Here is a 17752-nt window from a genome sequence, read left to right on the forward strand (position 1 = left end):
ACATGTATCTCCTTAGTTAGGAGATGTCATAGACGACCTTCTCAGGATTATCTGTATCCTAAAATCCGAAATTCATGCTCGTTCGTCCGGAATTTGTGCGGTGCGCAACGCCGGGTGGGACTTTAGTGATACGTTTGAAGGCGGAACGAAGGATGCCTCGGACTCATGGTCTGACCGGGACGCAACCTCGGCAACCGACATCCCGCCTTGCCCAACCACTCGCGGGGAAGCTGCATACGTAACCCGGCGAGATAATGTGCCGCTCCTTCTCCCAAGATAGCGCTGAAGTGCTCGGCAAAGATCGAGCGCGTTTGCCCTGCCACGCCGGTGAGGCTTTCGATAGTGGCCAGTGGGATCAAGGTCTCTGAAGTTGCTGCTGAGAAAACGTGGATTATGGGAGTGGGGATCACGATTCTCGGTGCATTGTGCTACGCGGGTACTGCAGTCCTAAAAGCTATTCACATTCTCATCTTGTTCGGTTGCAGCAAGGCGGTCAAGTATCGCCTTCCGCTGCGAGGGAACACGATTTTGCTAGGCCATTGATAGGGGAAGCTTTCTGCTGCCTTGTCAGAGATCGACCTTGGTCTGAAGGCCTCCGCGACCGAGTGCGACCTAAGTCCATTCCATCGGGGGACCTTCGAATGATGCAAGGTCACGAAACGTCCCTTATGCTCAAATCATCCTCCTTCCCGTAGGATGGGGTGTAGCCCGGATACTTGCGGACGGACCCCCGCAATATCCGGGCGCCTCGTTGGTGAGTAACCAACAGGTCGCGGTCTGATAGGACTTTGGACCTATGATATTGGGACTTTGGTCCGACTGGTTTTGATAGCTTAATGAGGTAACCTCTTGTTCGTCCCGATCGCTGATCTGCGGCAGGACAAGAAGAGAAGCTTCAGCCTCAATTCCCCAAATCGGCTTCCCTTCTCCCTTTAAGTTGGCGCAGACTTTGCCGGGCATTTGGGGTTCGACTATTCGGCCCACTTTCTTTCTACCTCTCTCTATAGCCGCGAGTCGCGGGCGCCGCGCGTGGGGAAATGCCTCTCTAAGGGCCTAGAGCGCTTCGAAACCAATACCGAGAACATGACGGAAATGCACGACACGGGGCACGAGATCGCGCGCGAAGCGCAAGAGGTCCCGGGTGATCGCCTGTGCATGACCATTAGACAACAAGAAGTGGTCGTAGTCGTCCGTGTGAAATAGCAACTTATCTTCACCAAGGCGAAAGCTCATCAGCGCGGACGCAGCATGTCGCGGTACCGGATGCCCGACCCGGGCCAGCGTGGTTCGCTTCGCGCAAATTCCCACTCCCCCACATTCGGTCTTACGACGCGCTTGAAGCGGTGTTCATCTCGCGGAGGTCAGTGATGAACTGCTGGGGTCTCAGCCAGATGCCGGGTATTTTGTAGCCCATGTGGCGGGCAATTTCTCCAGTCCAGGCGTTGCAGTTATTGAAAGTCGCTTCCCAGGTCTTGGACGAGGCCTGCTGCTTTCGGATGAAGGCCACGGCGTCGTTATATTCCTGCTGGGTCAAGAGCACTCGCCAGCTTGCGGAGCGGTATTGTTCTTCGAGATCGCCGTCTGTCCACCCAGTTGTGGCCGGTACCGGCACGAAATGGCCAAGCACGTAGTCGCTCGGATCATGAGAAGCCGGGGCAAGACCGGCGACCTCCGGATTGATCGGGTCTCCGTTCTCGTCCAGCTTGCCAAAGACCACATAGGTGTGGCCGTAGCTAAGCGCAAAGCGCGATCGAAATTCGATGTAATACTGGTTCGCTGCGATTTCCTTGGCTGGCGTGGTCGTTGCTGGCGAATTCCTGCTGGTCGACGTGAAACGCGGTTGTTGTGGCTTGTCTTTGGTTTGGCAGGACGCCAGTGCGCATGCCATCAGAACCACAAGCGACAGACGGCCTTTTCCAAGGTGCATCAAATACGCTCCATTTGCTGGCCCTGTCCCGCGGGCCTGATATAGCGATGAGCCACTCTTGCACGCCGTGGATGTGTAAACGGGGATTAAGCCTGGCGGTTGAAAGGGGAAAGGCCACATTGGCCTTTCCCGAATTTGAAGGCCAACTTACTTGTAAACAGCCTCTGCTGGCGGCGGGGCCTTACCTTTTCCTTTACCGATATCCGCGCAGGCACTCAGATTGGCAACGGCAAGCACTGCAATGGCAATCACTAGAATTCTGCTCATCAAGACGTCCCTCATTGGGTCAGGTTATTGAAGGCAACGAATCAGAGCTTAGTGACTAACCGGGCTTTGGCTAGGCGCAGAAAGACACAGTTTGTAGCCTTCCTACATTAGCAGTTACCAAAATCGCGTACGCCATCGATGACGAGTGCCCGAGCGCCCAGGTGGGCGACGACGGAGAATGACGATGTCGTGCGCACTTAATCACGCGAAACCGCATGGCCGACCATCACGGTTCGTGGGTACCGCTACGTCTTCGAAAGAGAGCGTCCAAGACAGGCCCGCGGCGTGTTAGGGTCTTGTCTCCAGCCGTCGCAAATACCACCGCGAGTTTGATCGTCACTTACGCTTCAGCCGCGCAGAAGCGGCAGCAACTGATTTCCCTGCCGTCTGATCTCCGTGAGGTAAGGCGTGTCGGAGAGCACGAAATGGCTAATGCCGAGATCCTGGTATTTGCGCAAAGACTTGGCGACGTCAGCTGCCGAGCCGACCAGCCAGGTCGTGCCGGCGCCGCCGCCGCCATATTTGCCGGGCGCCGTATAGAGGTTGTCGTCGAGGACGTCGCCTGACCGATGCAGGTCGAACAGCCGCTGCTGGCCGACCGCGACTGCCCTGCGGTGATCGCTCCAGCCGGCGCCATTACTGTTCGCCATCTCCGCAACCTTGGCCTCGGCGTCGGTCCACGCCTGCTCGGTCGTGTCGCGCACCAGTGTCGTGATCCGTAGCCCGAATTCAAGCGGCGGCAGATCCCGGTCGAGTTCGCGGCTCAGCGCCTTCAGGCGGGCGATGCGCTCGCGAACACCGTCGAGCGGCTCGCCCCAGAACAGCTGGACATCCGCCTCGGTGGCAGCGACCCTTTCGGCCGCCTCGGAGGCTCCGCCGAAATAGAGCTTCGGGTGGCGACGATTTCCGCGAGGCTCGATGCGTGGCACGACGGTCGATTCGGCGACGCCGAAGTGCTCGCCGTCATAGCTGACGTTCTCCTCGGTCCAGAGCCTGCGGACCAGCCGCATGAATTCCTTGGTGCGGGCGTAGCGTTCTGACTGATCTCCCTCCTGGTCGCCATAAGCGGCGAGATTGTCGAGACCTGAGACGATATTGACGCGCACGCGGCCGCCGGTGAGATGGTCGAGCGTTGCGGCGGCGGAGGCGAAGTTCGCCGGTCGCCAGTAGCCGGGGCGGATCGCTATCAGCGGCTCGAACGTCGTCGTGCTCGCCGCAAGTGCTGCGGCAACGGTGAAGGTATCTGGTCTGCCCCAGCCGGTTCCGATGAGCGCGCCCTTCCATCCGTGCTGTTCAAGTGCTCGGGCGTGCTCCGTCAGCGTGGAAAGGCTGTTGTGATTGTCAACGACGGTATCGCCACGGTGTCCCGGCCTCGTGTCATTAGGGATGTACCAAAGGAATTCGCTGTCTTTGCTCATGGTTAGCCTGCATTTGTGAATCCGACCCGTGAACTCGTGGCCACGTCCCCGCTATCGTGATGCGAGGCGAGCAAGCGCATTACGGGCGGCGATGGTGCGGATCATGTGGCTCTGCGGGGCATGGGAGCGCGCCGTGATGGCATCGCGATGGTGGCGCTCCAGCTGGAAGTCGCGATTGAGGCCGGGATTGCCGGCAAGCTCAAGCGCGAGGCTGGTGATCGCGACCGCGTTGTCGATGACCACATGGCGGACATGCATGCCATCCATTCCCACAGCCCTGCCGGCATCAACGTCTTCGCCGAGAGAGCGGAGCAAGCGGGCATTGGTGGCGAGCCGGACTTCGATTTCTCCAAGGCCATCCTGAATGCGGGGAACGGTCGAGAGCGGAGCGCCCAGGCTTGCCGGTGAATGGTGGGCGGCGAAGGTTAGCACGCGGTCGCGCGCCGAAAGCGCAACGCCGTGGTAAACTGCTGATATCAGCGAGAAGAAGAAGGCAGTTGCATGTTCCTCGCGGCGCAGCGGCTCGGAAGCCGGCTGGGCTTCGATGATGTCTTCGAGTGGAACGGCGACATTGTCGAGGATGATGTCGTCGCTAGCGGTTGCATGCATGCCGGCGGCGTTCCATGCCTTTTCGATACGCAGGCCGGGGCTGTCCGTGGGAACGAGGAAGGACGCCAGACGCGGTTCGTCCTCGTCGGTCAGCGCCAGCAGCGCGACCCATTTGAGCACCGGGATGCCGGTCACGTAGCTCTTGTGGCCGCTGATGCGCCAGACGTTGCCGTCGCGGCGCGCGACGGTTTCCGGCAGTGCGCCGTGGGCGGGCGAGCCGATACGAGGCTCCGCCTGGGCGGCATTGATCAGGGCGGGACCCGAACGGTTGGCTGTGAGTACCCGCTCCGAAAGGTGGGCCGGCCACTTTGCGAAGCGGCGCAGGACATAGTGGCTGTTGTAGTGCATGGCAAGCACGAGCGCGGTCGAGGGTTCGCCGCGCGCGATTTCGCTGATCACGGCTTGCGCCTCCGCAAGCCCGCCGCCGTGCCCACCATGCTCGGGAGCGGTTACCAGACCAAGCAGGCCGGCTTCGAAGAGACGCGTGAAGTTCTCGAACGGGAATTCCCCCGTTGCGTCATGGTGAGCGGCACGTTCGGCGAAATCGACGGCGAGACGCCGTGCCTTGTCGACCGGGTCGATGTTTTCCTGAAGCATGGTGCTATTGGTCTCCCTGTTCAGGCCACGGCGCGCCTGAAGAAGACGTCGATGTGGCGGCGATCCACCCAATCGGCAATGTCGAAATCGGCGGCGAGGAAACCGAAATCGCGCAGGAAATTTTTGTAGTGGCCGATCGCGTCCACCAGTTCGGGCTGCAGCCCAAGGCCCAGGTGCTTATGGATGTCAGGACCATTGGCGGCGAGAACCTGTTCTTCCGTGGCGCCCGCCTCGCGGGCGACGAAGCGCCTCGTTTCCTCGGGATGCGCTTCGGCCCATGCGCTAGCCTTGAAGATCGATTCCAGCAGGCGGCTGACGAGATCCGGCCGCTCGTCGGCTAGCAGTTCGTCCACCGTCAGGACGCGCGGCGAGCCAGAATTGATGCGGATCTTCGGATCGGGATGAAAGCCGAACTCTGCCACCTCAACGGCACCGATGAGGTTGGCGACATTGATACCGGCCGTACCCTTCACATAGATGGCGTCGATGTCACCGCGAATGAGAGCCGCGACCTCCTCGCCATAGGCCTGCCGACGCTTCAGACCGAAGAGGGACGGGCCTTCCTGCGTCGAGAGCACCGAGTCTGACAGCGCGATGTCGATGATCTCGACTTCGTCGAGCGCCAGGCCTTCCAGCGACAGCGCCGAAAGCAGCCCCTTCAATGCGGTGGCGCGCATGAAATCGACGATGCCTTCCGGTCGGCGGGCGATGCCGAAGCGGCGCCCTTTCAGATCCTTCGTGGTCTTTATGCCGGTTTCCGGTAGGGTGATGATCGCCTGGAACTCGTCGGTCCAGGTGATGCCGATGAGGCGCGTCTTGCGCCCCTCCGAGCGTGCCCGGATTGGTGGAACGTTGCCGCCGTGACGGAACGACCAGTCGAGCGTGTGGTTGAAATGGCTCTGGCGGATATTGCGGTCGGGTGAATCGATGATCGATTTCAGCGTCACGCCGTCCTTGCGGAAGTTTTCCTCGAGATAGCCGAGCTGTGCCGCAAGGCCGACGGGCGTCGGCACCGGGCAACGCGTGTACCAGATTTCGGAAATGGCATTACTTGTCATGGTGCTTCTCCTCAGTGGCGCAGGCCGGCTTGCTTCATCAGGGGCAGGACGTCGGTGCCGAAGAATTCGAGATCGTCACGGAAGTCGAAGAAGCTGAGTTGCAGACCATCGACGCCGGCCTCCTTCAGCTTGACGAACTGATCGACCACCTGCTCGGGCGAGCCGATGACGCGGATGTTGCCGCCGATGGCGCGGTAGGGATCCTGCGGGTCGCGACCCTTCCAGGCCTGGGCATCCGAGTTCAGTGACTGGAAGCCTTGTGGCGAACGCTGGTCAGCATGGGCGACGATGCGGTCGGCGAGCTCCCAGGCCTCCTTCTCCGTCGGCCGGCAGATCACCATCGGGTTCAACAATGTACGCACTGTACGCCCGACGCTGATTGCCGAATCCTTCACCCGCTTCGTATGCGCGGGCAGCGATTCCAGCGCGCTGTCGATGTCCGCACCGGTCGGGCTGGTGATGAAGACGATATCCGAATAGCGGCCGGCAAAAGCAATGCCGGCGTCCGAACCGGTGGCGTTGACGAGGATCGGGCGGCCGAAGTTGGGCTTCGGCGTGACGAAGCCGCCGCCGAGCTTCCAACTGCTTTCGCCCTCGAAGGAGAAGTTCTCGCTGTCGCTCCAAAGGCGCTGGACGACCTCGAGGAATTCGGCCGCCAGTTCGTAGCGCTTGTCGTGCTCGATGCGCGGCCAGCCGAACATCTCGTGCTCGACGGCGCGGTGCCCGGTGACGACGTTGATACCCCAGCGCCCGCCTGTGATGTGGTCGAGCGTCGCGCCGAATTTCGCCAGATGCAGGGGATGCCATGGGCCATAGAGCACATGTATGGTCGAGATCAGCATGATCTTCCTGGTGAGGCCGGCAAGTGCTGCCGTCGAGACGAAGCTGTCCAGCGCCTGGCCGTCGAAGACGCCGCCATAGCCGCCCTTCGGCAGCCATTGTGATAGCGCGAAGACGAGATCGAAGCCGAGTTCTTCGGCCTTCAGCGTCAGCGCCTTGTTGTAGTCGAAGCGCCAGTCGGTCGACCGCTCGAGTGTCGATTGCGTCCAGCCGCCCGCCTGGATCGGCAGGAAGAGACCGAGCAGAACCGGCTGCTTGAGTGCCTGCGAGAGCGGGCTTTCCGGAAAATCGGTCGGGGCGGAAAAATTCGGCAAGCCGACGATCGAGCCGGGACGATGTTGAATGGACATGGTTGTTCTCCCGTTTCTCCGGCTCAGGACGCTGCGACGTAGGCAAAGGCAAGGCTGCCCGCGATGCCTTCGCCGCCGATCGTGTGGTCGGAGATGCGCTTGTTGTAGATCGTCAGTTCCGGCTGGCTGACGACGTCGATCGCCGGAACATCCTCGACGAGGATCTGCTGGATCTGGCGCCACTGCTCGACGCGCTTTGCCGGGTCGACCTCGATGGCGGCGGCCTCGAGCAGTTCATCGACCTTGGGGTTGCTGTAGGCAGCGCCGTTCGAGAAGGGGACGCCCGGCTTGAAGTTCTTGCTCCAGTAGAGGCGCTGGACGCCGACCGTTGGATCGAAGAGATTGCTCATGCCTTCGAATGCGAAGTCGAAATCGCGGTCCGTGTAGATCCGCTTCGTGTAGGTCGCGAAATCCTGGCTGCGGACCTTCGCATCAATGCCGACCTTGGCAAGCGCCTGGCGGATATATTCCGAACCCCGCGGATAGGTTTCGCCACTCGGCACGAAGTCGAGATTGATGCGGGCGCGGATGCCGTCGGCGCCGCGCGGGTAACCGGCTTCGTCGAGAAGCTTCTCGGCGGCGGCGAGATCGATCGGGTATGTCTTGAGATCCGGCACAAACCACTTCGCAAGGTTCGGATTGATCGGGCCGGGGATGGCTGCGCCATAGCCATAGTTGATGGTGTTGAGAATGACGTTGCGATCAATGACGTGCGCAAAGGCGCGACGTACCCTCACGTCCTTGAAGAACGGGCGCTCGAGGTTGAATTCGATGCGGCTGACGCCGTTCTGGTATTGGTAGCCCTTGGTCTCGAAGGCCAGCCCTTCGGCGCTCTGTAGCCGTTCGAGATCGCTAAGCGGTACGGGTGTCGAGGGTGCGAGATCGATTTCGCCGGTCTCGATCGCAATCGAGCGAGCGGCGGCATCCGGGATGAAGCGGATGATCAGCTGGTCGAGATAGGGGCGAGGCTGATCCCAGTAATCAGGGTTGCGCTCATAAACGATGTGGCTGCCGCGCACCCATTCCTTGAACTTGAAAGGACCGGTTCCGATCGGCGCGAGATTGGCCGGGTTTTCCGCGACCTTGGTGCCTTCATAGATATGGCGTGGCACGATCGGTGTTTCGGAAGCGGCAAGCGCGGTGATCAGATAGGGCGCGGGCTTGGAAAGCTTCAGGACGGCCGTCTGCGCGTCGGGCGTTTCAATATCGACCAGATTGAGGAAGGTGTTGCGGCCACGCGGATGCACTTCCTTCAGGGTCTTGATCGAGAAGGCGACGTCGGCGGAAGTGAAGGGCTGCCCGTCATGCCATTTCACGCCTTCGCGCAGCTTGAAGGTATAGGTCAGTCCGTCAGGGCTGACAGTCCACTCCCTGGCCAGCAGCGGCTTCGGATTGAGATCGAAGTCGTAGGTGAGAAGGCCTTCCGTGGTCTTCGGTGAGACATAGACCGCGTTATAAGCCGTATGGGCGATCGTCGTCAGGACGGGCGGCTCGGCGGCCAGCAGAAGCGTTGCCGTGCCGCCGCGCGTTGCCGTCGCCGCAAAGGCGGGAAGCCGCGCTGTGGCGGTGACGCCGAGTGCGACCGAGGCCAGAAGAAAGCTGCGGCGCGTGGGTGCGGGAAATAGTGACATCTTGTTCAACCCTCATGATCCAGGGGCCGTCACGGCCCGCTTCTGTGTCATTCCGCGGATCGAGCCTGCCTTAGAGATTTTTGCCCCGTGACTGCTTTGAAGTGGGACAAAAACCTACTCAGTGTCGATATGCGGTATCATATTTCTAAAAGAACGCTAAAGCACGTATTCGTTGGAATTATTTACCAATATGGATTTGACAAAACCCACAGAATTAGTCAACTACTAAGCGACGAGACGAGGTGAATTCTTTTCAGATCGCGAGGTGGGGCACATGTCGGCTTACAGGCGGATAGGTCGAACGATCAGCAGGACGATCATTCAGGCCGTGCCCACAATGCTCGGGATTGTCATCCTCAATTTCTTCCTGCTGAAGCTGGCACCCGGCGATGCGGCCGATGTGATGGCGGCGGAATCCGGCTCGGCCACGGTCGAGACGATGGCAGCACTGCGCGAGCGCTTCGGGCTCGATAACCCGATCCTCGTTCAGCTTGCCAACTATCTGAACAACCTCGCGCATTTCAGCCTTGGCTTTTCGCCGCGCTATGGCATGCCGGTCGCTGATCTGATCGGCCAGCGGCTACCAGGCACGCTCGTGCTCATGGTGGCGGCATTGGCGATTGCAATTGCCGTTGGACTGCTGCTCGGTTCGCTGATGGCCGCCTTTTCCGGGCGCCTTCCTGATCGTATCATTTCCGTCGTCTCGTTGCTCTTCTATTCTATCCCCGGCTTCTGGATTGGCCTGATGCTGATCCTGCTCTTCTCGGTCAAGCTTGGATGGCTGCCGAGCGGCGGAGACAGCACGATTGGCTCGCGGCTGACAGGGCTCCCGGCACTGCTCGACAGGGCGCGCTACATGGTGCTGCCAGCAACATCTCTCGCGCTTTTCTATCTGGCGATCTATGCCCGCCTGACGCGCGCCTCGATGCTGGAAGTCAAATCGCAGGATTTTGTGCGCACCGCGCGCGCCAAGGGTGTCTCACCCTTCGTGCTGACGACGCGACACATCCTTCGCAACGCCCTGATCCCGATCACCACCATGGCAGGCATGCACTTTGGCGGCATGCTGGGCGGCGCGGTCGTGGTCGAAACCGTCTATAGCTGGCCCGGCCTCGGGCGCCTTGCCTTCGAAGCCGTCATGGCCCGCGATTTCAGCGTGCTGCTCGGCATTCTCCTCCTGTCTTCCTTCCTCGTGATCGTCGCCAATGCCGCCGTCGACTTGTTGCAGGCGTGGATCGATCCCCGAATTGGAGCTAGCCGATGAACAGTCAAAAACTTGGAACACTGGCCGGCCAGGCGATCGACTTCGCGCCGCAGACAAAGGTCGAGCGCGATCAAGCAGCACCGGAAGCGCCCAAGCAGCCGCGCTGGACACACATCCACGCCCCAGACGTCCGCGCTTCGGTTTCGGGTACGGCGTGGCGCGGCATGCGCCGGGAGTTGAAAGTCTTCCTCGGCAACTACAATGCACTGTTTGGTACAGGCATTCTGCTGCTGGTTGCCCTGTCGGCCTTGTTGGCGCCGCTTGTCTTTCCCGGTGACCCGCTCGAGATGGTGGCGCGACCCTTCCTGTGGCCCGGGCAGAACCCTGCCTATCCGCTTGGTACGGATTCCATGGGCCGCAATGTGCTTGCCGGTATCGTTCACGGCGCCCGGATATCGCTGACCGTCGGGCTCGCGGCCACCGCGCTCGGCTTGACGGTGGGGATCGCCATCGGCGCCGTCGCCGGCTATTTCGGTGGTCTGATCGACGACGTGCTGGTCAAGTTCATCGAGATCTTCCAGACCATTCCTAGCTTCGTGCTGCTCGTCGTTCTCGTGGCGATCGCCCAGCCGACGACAGGGACCGTGACCATCGCCATTGCGATCGTCTCCTGGCCAACGGTGGCGCGGCTGACGCGCGCGGAATTCCGAGCCATTCGCGAGAAGGATTATGTTCAGGCTGCCCGTAGCCTCGGCTTTGGTCATGCTCGCATCATCTTCCGCGAGATCCTTCCCAATGCGCTGCCGCCGCTGATCGTCACGTCGTCGGTGATGGTGGCAAGCGCCATCCTGATGGAATCGGCGCTCTCCTTCATGGGGCTCGGCGATCCCAACCGCGTTTCCTGGGGTTCGATGATCGGCGCCGGGCGCGATGTCATCCGCACCGCCTGGTACCTGACGGCGCTGCCCGGTCTTGCGATCGTCTTCACCGTGCTCTCGCTCAACCTGATTGGCGATGGTCTGAACGATGCGCTGAACCCGCGCTTTTCGGAGGATCGCTGATGGCAAAGCTTCTCGAAGTTAACGACTTCTCGGTGCGCTTTGGGGCGGCCGAACCTGTGAAGGGAGTCAGCTTTTCCGCCAATCCTGGCGAGATGCTCGCCATCGTCGGGGAATCCGGCTCGGGCAAGTCGCTGACGGCGCTCGGCCTGATGGGCCTTTTGCCGCGGCACGCGAAGGCTGGCGGGCAGATCCGCTTCGACGGCCGTGATCTTGTCGGCCTCCCGGAACGGGACCTGCGCCGCATCCGTGGCCGCGACATTGCCATGATCTTTCAGGAGCCGATGACATCGCTCAATCCGGTGCTGACAATCGGCGATCAGATCATCGAAGTGTTGCGCATTCATGAGGATCTCAGCCGGCGTCAGGCTCGCGAGCGCGCCGTTGCACTGTTGGATCTCGTCAGCATCCCCGACGCCCGCCGCCGCATAGACGAATACCCGCACCAGCTTTCCGGCGGCATGCGCCAGCGCGTGATGATCGCCATTGCGGTCGCCTGCAATCCGAAACTGCTGATCGCCGATGAAGCGACGACCGCACTTGACGTGACGATCCAGGCGCAGGTGCTGCAGCTGCTCGATAGCCTTCGCGTGCGGCTGAACATGGCGGTCATCCTGATCACCCACGATCTCGGCATCGTTGCGCAATGGGCCGACCGCGTCGTCGTCATGTATGCCGGGCGCAAGATCGAGGAGGGGCTTCCGGGCGAGGTGTTCGACGAGCCGTATCACCCCTATACAAACGGCCTCCTGTCGGCATCGCCGCGCCTGAAGGCCGATTACCACTATCGCGACGGGCCGCTCTCGGAAATCCCGGGTTCGATCGTTTCGGCGGCGGGCGAGAAAGGCTGTTCGTTCCGCCCACGCTGTCCGGTGGCGCGGCCCTCCTGCGCGTCCGTCGTACCGCAACTCATCGCACTGCCCGCTGGCCGACAGGTGGCGTGCCCGTATGTTCCAGCCATTGCGGAGAAGGCTCATGTCGCTTCTGTCGGTTGATCGGCTTTCGACCCATTATCCCGGAGCCGCTGGCACCGTGCGCGCCGTCGATGGTGTTTCCCTGGAGATTGCAGAGGGCGAGACGGTGGCGCTGGTCGGCGAATCCGGCTGTGGCAAGTCCACGCTCGGCAAATCGCTGGTGCGGCTTGTCGATCCCTTGTCTGGCAGCGTTACTTTCAAGGGTAGGGACGTCACCGCCATGGCGGGGCGCGAACTGCAGTCCGTCCGGCGCAGCATCCAGATGATCTTCCAGGATCCGTTCGCGTCCCTCAACCCGAGACAGACGATCCGCACAATCCTGACCGCACCGCTTGCGGTTCATGGCATCGGCGAGCGCAAGCAGCGCGAGACGATCGCCTCACAGATGGTTGCTCATGTCGGCCTGCCGGCGGATTCGCTCGATCGCTATCCGCATGAGTTCTCCGGCGGCCAGCGCCAGCGTATCGGCATCGCCCGTGCGCTCATCCTGCAGCCGGAACTCGTCATTTGCGACGAACCGGTTTCGGCGCTAGACCTCTCGATCCAGGCGCAGATCCTCAATCTGCTGGTCGAGATGAAGACGGAGCTCTCGCTTTCCTATCTCTTCATCTCTCACGATCTCTCCGTCGTTCGCTATTTCGCCGATCGCGTGCTCGTCATGTATCTCGGCCGCATCGTCGAGAGCGCTGCGACGAGCGAGCTGTGGAAGGGCGCCAAACATCCGTACACGCAAGCGCTGCTCGCCGCCGTGCCCGATCCGTCGCGGCGCAAGCAGGCCGCGCCCATCACCGGCGATCTGCCAAGCCCGCACAATCCACCGGCCGGCTGCCGCTTCCATACGCGCTGTCCGCTCGCCACCGATATTTGTCGATCCGAAGATCCAGCATTCCGCCAGTTCGGCAGCGGCCACGCCGCCGCCTGCCACCATGCTCAGTAAGAAGGAGAATACAATGGTCGATTATCGCTATCTCGGGCGCAGTGCGCTCAAGGTGTCACCGCTCAGCCTGGGAACCATGATGTTCGGTGGCCCGACGCCTGACGATGTCGCGTTCCGCATCATCGACAAGGCGCGCGAGCAGGGGATCAACTTCATCGATACCGCCGATGTTTATCACGACGGCAAGTCGGAAGAGGTTGTCGGCAAGGGTATCAAGGCGCATCGCGATCACTGGGTTCTGGCGACGAAGTTCGTCAATTCGCACAAGAAGGGCCCGAACCTCGGCGGTCATTCCCGCAAGTGGGTGATCGAGACTGTCGAGAATTCGCTGCGCCGTCTCAACACCGACTATATCGACATCCTCTATTTCCACCGCGCCGTCTTCGATGCGCCGCTGGAAGAGCCGGTGCGCGCGATCGCCGACCTGATCCGCGCCGGCAAGCTGCGCTATTTCGGCGTCTCCAACTTCCGCGGCTGGCGCATCGCCGAAGTCGCGCAGCTCGCCGATGAACTCGGTATCGATCGTCCGGTGGCAAGCCAGCCGCTTTACAACATCGTCAACCGCACCGCCGAAGCCGAGCAGCTGCCGGCCGCCCATCACTATGGTCTCGGCGTCGTTTCCTACTCGCCGCTCGCCCGTGGCGTTCTGACCGGCAAGTACGAGCCGGGCAAGGAGCCGGCTGCCGACACGCGCGCCGGTCGCGGCGACAAGCGCATCCTCGAGACGGAATGGCGTCCTGAATCGATTGCCATCGCCACCGAGATCGCTGCGCACGCGACCCGCAAGGGGATATCGCCGACCGAGTTCGCGCTCGCCTGGGTGCTGAACAACAAGCTGATCTCGGCGGCCATCGCCGGTCCGCGCACGGAAGAGCATTGGGACAGCTATATCCGCGCGCTGGACGTCAAGCTCGACGCCGAGGACGAGGCGCTGGTCGACCGGCTGGTCACGACGGGTCATCCCTCGACGCCAGGCTTCAACGATCCGAGCCATCCGGTCGAAGGTCGTGTGCCGCGTAGCGCTGCAGCCGGTTCCGACAATGTCGTGCCGCTGACACGCGCTGTCGCCTGATCATGACTTTGGGAATCCGCCGATATGGCGGGTCCCTTCTTTTCTTTTTCCGGCCGAGAAGGTTCCCGCATGCCGAATACCGCTCCTTCAGCACTGTCCGCCACTCCGACACCTCAGGAGGCGGTGAACGATCTCTCGACGCTCTTGGCAAGAATTCCTGATCTGACGGCCGAAATCGCGAAGGAGGCGGCAAGACGCGATCTGGAAAGGGAGCTTCCATTCGAGGCCTTCCGCCTATTCAAGGAGACCGGTCTGGGGGCGCTGCGCATTCCCGTGGCGCTCGGTGGTCCGGGGGGATCCGTTGCCGATTACATCGAAACGATCATGGCGATCGGAGCGGCAGATTCGAATGTCGCTCACGCGCTGCGCAGCCATTTCAATTTTACCGAAAGCCTGATCCTCAGCCCGAATACTGCCATCGACCGCACACAGCTCAGCCGCGTTCTCTCGGGCAAGCTTTTCGGTGGGGCTCATACGGAGCAGGGCACCAAGCGGCCGGGCGAGGTGACGACACGTTTAACGAGATCGGGGGATAGCTACCGTCTCAACGGGCGCAAATGGTATGCAACCGGCACTGCATTTTCGGACTTCGCATCATTCAGTGCGAAGAACGATGACGGTGAGTTCGTGAGCGTTTTGCTTCCGGTCAATCGTCCGGGCATCACCATTCTCGACGACTGGGATGGCATGGGCCAGCGGCTGACCGCGAGCGGTGGCGTTTTGCTCGAAGACGTCGAGGTGTTGCCGCATGAAATCTCCACGCGCGGCCTTAACACGCTGGCCGGCCGCCACACCTCCACCTTGCGGCAGCTTCACCTTGCGGCATCAATGGCGGGCGCTGTGCGTGGCGCGCTTGCCGAAGGGACGGAATATGTGCGCCGGCAGGCACGGTCGGCGGCCCATAGCGCGGCCGAGACAGCCAGTGCGGATCCCTTCGTGCAGAAGATTCTCGGTGAGGTCGCTGCCGGCTCCTTTGCCGTCGACACGCTGATCCGCGAAAGCGCGCGTGCGCTCGACAAGACGGCCGCCGCGTTCGCCGCAGGCGATCAGCAGACGCTTGAAGCCGCGCTGATCGAGAGCGCGTTGACGACGGCGCGCACACAGATCGTCGCCTCGCAAATTGCGCTCACGGCGGCCACCAACGTCTTCGAACTCGGCGGCGGCTCCGCGACGTCGCGCCATCTCAATCTCGACCGGCACTGGCGCAACATCCGCACGGTGCTCAATCACAATCCGCTGCTGCACAAGGCGAGGGTGGTCGGTGACTTCTACATCAACGGAACCACGACACACCTGGAGGAAGGCAAGGTCTTCTAATCCCTGCCGCGCAGCGATCGCCACGGAGCCACCATGAGCAAGCTCGACATCGTCGATTTCCATACACATTTCCTGCCCGAAGGCTGGGAGGTTTACCGCGTGCCCGGTCGCCCGCTCGACTCGCTGTGGGCGCGGATCGGCACGAAAATCGCGGACATCGATGCGCTCATCGCGGATAGCGATGCGGCCGGTATCTCGCGCCGCGTGATTGGGGTCGCGCTGTCGATGGTCGCCGCACCTGATGCCGATCTTGGTGCGATCAGCCGCAAGCTGAACGACGATCTCGCCGCGACCGTTGCGCGCCATCCTGATCGGCTTTTCGCGCTGGCGACCGTGGACACCTTCGGCGGAGAAGCGGCGGCGATCGAGGCGCGGCGCGCCATCGTCGAACTCAATTTGTCCGGCCTGTTTCTCGACAGCGCGAGAGGTGACAGATTAATCGACGCGCCAGAAGCCCGGCCGGTCCTGAGGGTTGCTGCGGAGCTTGGCGCTCCCGTCTTCCTGCATCCGATCAACCCCGAGCCGCTTTCAACGCAGCTGTCAGGCCTCGGCAGGCTCGGGACCCGCTTGAGCCGCGGCACGATCAACGCCGCCGCTGCGATTTCGTTGGTGACATCGGGTGTTTTCGAGGAATTGCCGGAGCTTCGGGTCGTCATCACCGCGCTCGGCATTTCGGCACTTGCGCTGACCGGTCCCTTCGGGGAACTGCCATCCATTTTCGCGGAGGCGCCAGCGGGCAAGCGGCGTCACCTCTATATCGACATCATGCCGTCGGAAGCACGCTTCATCCGCTTCGTGGCCAGTCTCGTCGGCGCCGACCATGTTCTGACCGGCAGCGACTGGCCGATCCTCGAACATGATCCGACGCAGGACGGGCTCGCCACGGCCTTTGCGGCGGCAGGGTTGAGCGCGCATGAAGCCGAGCTGATTGCCAGCCGAAATGCCCTAGAACTGCTGAATGGGCGCCATCGCAGTCGCGACAGGCTGATCGCATAAGGGCGTCCGCTCTCACATCCCGACATATCACGCCCCACCGACGCCGGTGGGAGAGGAGGTCTATTGCGCATTGATCGTATTCCGCATCACTCCGTTGCCATTGTCGGTGGGGGCTTCGCTGGGGCGCTGATGGCGCTCAAGCTGCTCGACCAGACCGAAGTTCCGCTGGCGATCACCATCATAGAGCGGCGCGAGGAGCTTGGGCGGGGTGTTGCTTACAGCACACCCGATCCGGCACATCTGGTGAACGGTCCCGCTGAAATCTTCTCGCTCTATCCCGAGGATCCCGGCCATCTCGCGCGCTGGCTCGTCGAGAATGGCCCCGCCTACGGCTGGACGCCTCCCGCCGAGGTGCGCACAAGCAGCCCGCCGCGTTACCTCTATGGGACCTATGTCCGTGACGAGCTCGCGCGTGCGGTCGCGAACGCGCGGCTCGGTTCGACGTTGCGGCATATCCGGTCGTCGGCATCCACGCTGTTGGCAACGCCGAGCCGGATCCGCATTACCACGGCTGACGGTACCTCTGTGGAGGCGGATGAAGCCGTGCTGGCCCTTGGCGTTTTTCAACCGCGCCTGTCGGCCGCCGAGGCTGAACTCGCCGGTCACCCACGTTTTGCAGCCAATCCGTGGGACGTACTGGCGCTCGACCGTCTGAAAGGCTGCGAGGAAATTCTCCTGATTGGTTCGAGCCTGTCGATGGTCGATGCCGTGGCCAGCATGGAGGCACGAGGTTACCGCGGTCGCTACCGCGTGATATCGCGCCGTGGCCAGTTCGTGGAGGGTCGCAGGACTGTCGACGCAGCGCGCGACTTTCTTGCCGATGGCCCGTTGCCATCAACGGCGCGCGAACTGCTGTCACGCGTCAAGGCGGAACGACGGGCGATCTCGGCTGAGGGTGCCGACTGGCAAGGGCTGCCCTTGGCGATCCGCCCTCATATTCTCTCGCTGTGGCAAGCGGCCAGCGATCGCGAGCGGCTGCGGTTCACCCGGCATCTCAGGGCCTTCTGGGACGTCACCGCGCATCGCTCGGCACCGGAAAGCCACGCGATTATCGAGCGGGTGATTTCGGAAGGCCGGCTGGAGCATGGCCGCGCTCGTATCCTCGGATTTGCGGTCGAGGGTAGCGAGATCATCGCCAGCCTGAAGACAGCGACAGGCGTCGAGACCGTGCCGTTCGATGGCGTGATCGATTGTCGTGGCCATCAGTTGCATGAGTGGCGTCGGGTATCCGACCCCTTCGTGAGGAGCCTGCTGGCAAGCGGCGAGGTTCGCCCTCATAGCACCGGCTATGGCATCGATGCGACGACGGCGGGCGATCTCATCAACGAGGAGGGGCTCGTGCACCGCAATCTCAGCGCCATCGGACATCCGTTGCGGGGCGTTGCATGGGAGTCGAGTTCGATCACCGAGCAGCGCGCCCAGGCGATTGCGCTTGCCGATCGCATCCTCACGAAATTCACGCCCATCCGAGTGGCGTGATCTCATCTCCAAAAGCAA

Annotated in this window: 15 protein-coding genes and 2 pseudogenes; 8 read left to right on the forward strand and 9 right to left on the reverse strand. The window is 61.9% G+C overall.

Annotated features, from left to right (window positions below; genetic code table 11):
* Positions 1–58: 58 nt before the first annotated feature.
* The 9 genes and pseudogenes from FHT77_RS31740 to FHT77_RS27845 all read right to left on the reverse strand — a co-directional run.
* Positions 59–344: pseudogene (locus tag FHT77_RS31740) on the reverse strand (helix-turn-helix domain-containing protein); the annotation flags it as partial.
* A 712-nt stretch (positions 345–1056) separates the two neighbouring features.
* A pseudogene (locus FHT77_RS31745) lies at positions 1057–1281 on the reverse strand (glycosyl transferase); the annotation flags it as partial.
* A 43-nt stretch (positions 1282–1324) separates the two neighbouring features.
* A complete protein-coding gene (locus FHT77_RS27815) occupies positions 1325–1927 on the reverse strand; it encodes a hypothetical protein (protein WP_183758419.1) in 603 nt (200 codons plus the stop codon).
* Between the two features lie 147 nt (positions 1928–2074).
* Positions 2075–2194, reverse strand: coding sequence for an ABC transporter (locus tag FHT77_RS27820; protein ID WP_183758420.1), 120 nt, complete (start codon positions 2192–2194; stop codon positions 2075–2077).
* A gap of 347 nt (positions 2195–2541) precedes the next feature.
* Positions 2542–3612 (reverse strand): LLM class flavin-dependent oxidoreductase, encoded by a 1071-nt coding sequence (locus FHT77_RS27825; RefSeq protein ID WP_183758422.1) that lies wholly within the window; start codon positions 3610–3612, stop codon positions 2542–2544.
* A gap of 51 nt (positions 3613–3663) precedes the next feature.
* Positions 3664–4818 (reverse strand): acyl-CoA dehydrogenase family protein, encoded by a 1155-nt coding sequence (locus FHT77_RS27830; RefSeq protein WP_183758424.1) that lies wholly within the window; start codon positions 4816–4818, stop codon positions 3664–3666.
* Between the two features lie 20 nt (positions 4819–4838).
* Complete coding sequence (locus FHT77_RS27835; RefSeq protein WP_183758426.1) at positions 4839–5876, reverse strand: ABC transporter substrate-binding protein; 1038 nt, start codon at positions 5874–5876, stop codon at positions 4839–4841.
* Positions 5877–5887: 11 nt separating this feature from the next.
* Positions 5888–7066 carry an LLM class flavin-dependent oxidoreductase gene (locus FHT77_RS27840; RefSeq protein ID WP_183758428.1) on the reverse strand — a complete coding sequence of 393 codons (1179 nt, stop codon included), beginning with the start codon at positions 7064–7066 and terminating at the stop codon, positions 5888–5890.
* 23 nt (positions 7067–7089) lie between these two features.
* Positions 7090–8697, reverse strand: a complete 1608-nt coding sequence (locus tag FHT77_RS27845) for an ABC transporter substrate-binding protein (protein WP_183758430.1) — start codon at positions 8695–8697, stop codon at positions 7090–7092.
* Between the two features lie 274 nt (positions 8698–8971).
* On the opposite strand from FHT77_RS27845, the gene FHT77_RS27850 reads away from it, so the two are divergent.
* From FHT77_RS27850 to FHT77_RS27885, 8 genes are all read left to right on the forward strand, one after another.
* The gene (locus FHT77_RS27850) at positions 8972–9961 is read left to right on the forward strand and encodes an ABC transporter permease (protein ID WP_183758432.1); all 990 of its coding nucleotides are present in this window, start codon (positions 8972–8974) and stop codon (positions 9959–9961) included.
* Positions 9958–10962, forward strand: coding sequence for an ABC transporter permease (locus FHT77_RS27855; protein WP_183758434.1), 1005 nt, complete (start codon positions 9958–9960; stop codon positions 10960–10962). The genes FHT77_RS27850 and FHT77_RS27855 overlap by 4 nt, the downstream gene beginning before the upstream one ends.
* Positions 10962–11954: an ABC transporter ATP-binding protein gene (locus FHT77_RS27860; protein ID WP_183758436.1), complete on the forward strand. Its 993-nt coding sequence runs from the start codon at positions 10962–10964 to the stop codon at positions 11952–11954. The genes FHT77_RS27855 and FHT77_RS27860 overlap by 1 nt, the downstream gene beginning before the upstream one ends.
* Positions 11935–12870 carry an ABC transporter ATP-binding protein gene (locus FHT77_RS27865; protein WP_183758438.1) on the forward strand — a complete coding sequence of 312 codons (936 nt, stop codon included), beginning with the start codon at positions 11935–11937 and terminating at the stop codon, positions 12868–12870. The genes FHT77_RS27860 and FHT77_RS27865 overlap by 20 nt, the downstream gene beginning before the upstream one ends.
* A gap of 13 nt (positions 12871–12883) precedes the next feature.
* Positions 12884–13942 carry an aldo/keto reductase gene (locus FHT77_RS27870; protein ID WP_183758440.1) on the forward strand — a complete coding sequence of 353 codons (1059 nt, stop codon included), beginning with the start codon at positions 12884–12886 and terminating at the stop codon, positions 13940–13942.
* A gap of 69 nt (positions 13943–14011) precedes the next feature.
* Positions 14012–15259 carry an acyl-CoA dehydrogenase family protein gene (locus FHT77_RS27875; protein WP_183758442.1) on the forward strand — a complete coding sequence of 416 codons (1248 nt, stop codon included), beginning with the start codon at positions 14012–14014 and terminating at the stop codon, positions 15257–15259.
* Between the two features lie 33 nt (positions 15260–15292).
* A complete protein-coding gene (locus tag FHT77_RS27880) occupies positions 15293–16255 on the forward strand; it encodes an amidohydrolase family protein (protein ID WP_183758444.1) in 963 nt (320 codons plus the stop codon).
* Between the two features lie 63 nt (positions 16256–16318).
* Positions 16319–17734, forward strand: coding sequence for an FAD/NAD(P)-binding protein (locus FHT77_RS27885; RefSeq protein ID WP_183758446.1), 1416 nt, complete (start codon positions 16319–16321; stop codon positions 17732–17734).
* The last annotated feature ends 18 nt before the right edge of the window (positions 17735–17752 follow it).

The sequence above is a fragment of the Rhizobium sp. BK181 genome (genome assembly GCF_014193305.1).
In the GTDB taxonomy this organism is placed as follows: Bacteria; Pseudomonadota; Alphaproteobacteria; order Rhizobiales; family Rhizobiaceae; genus Rhizobium.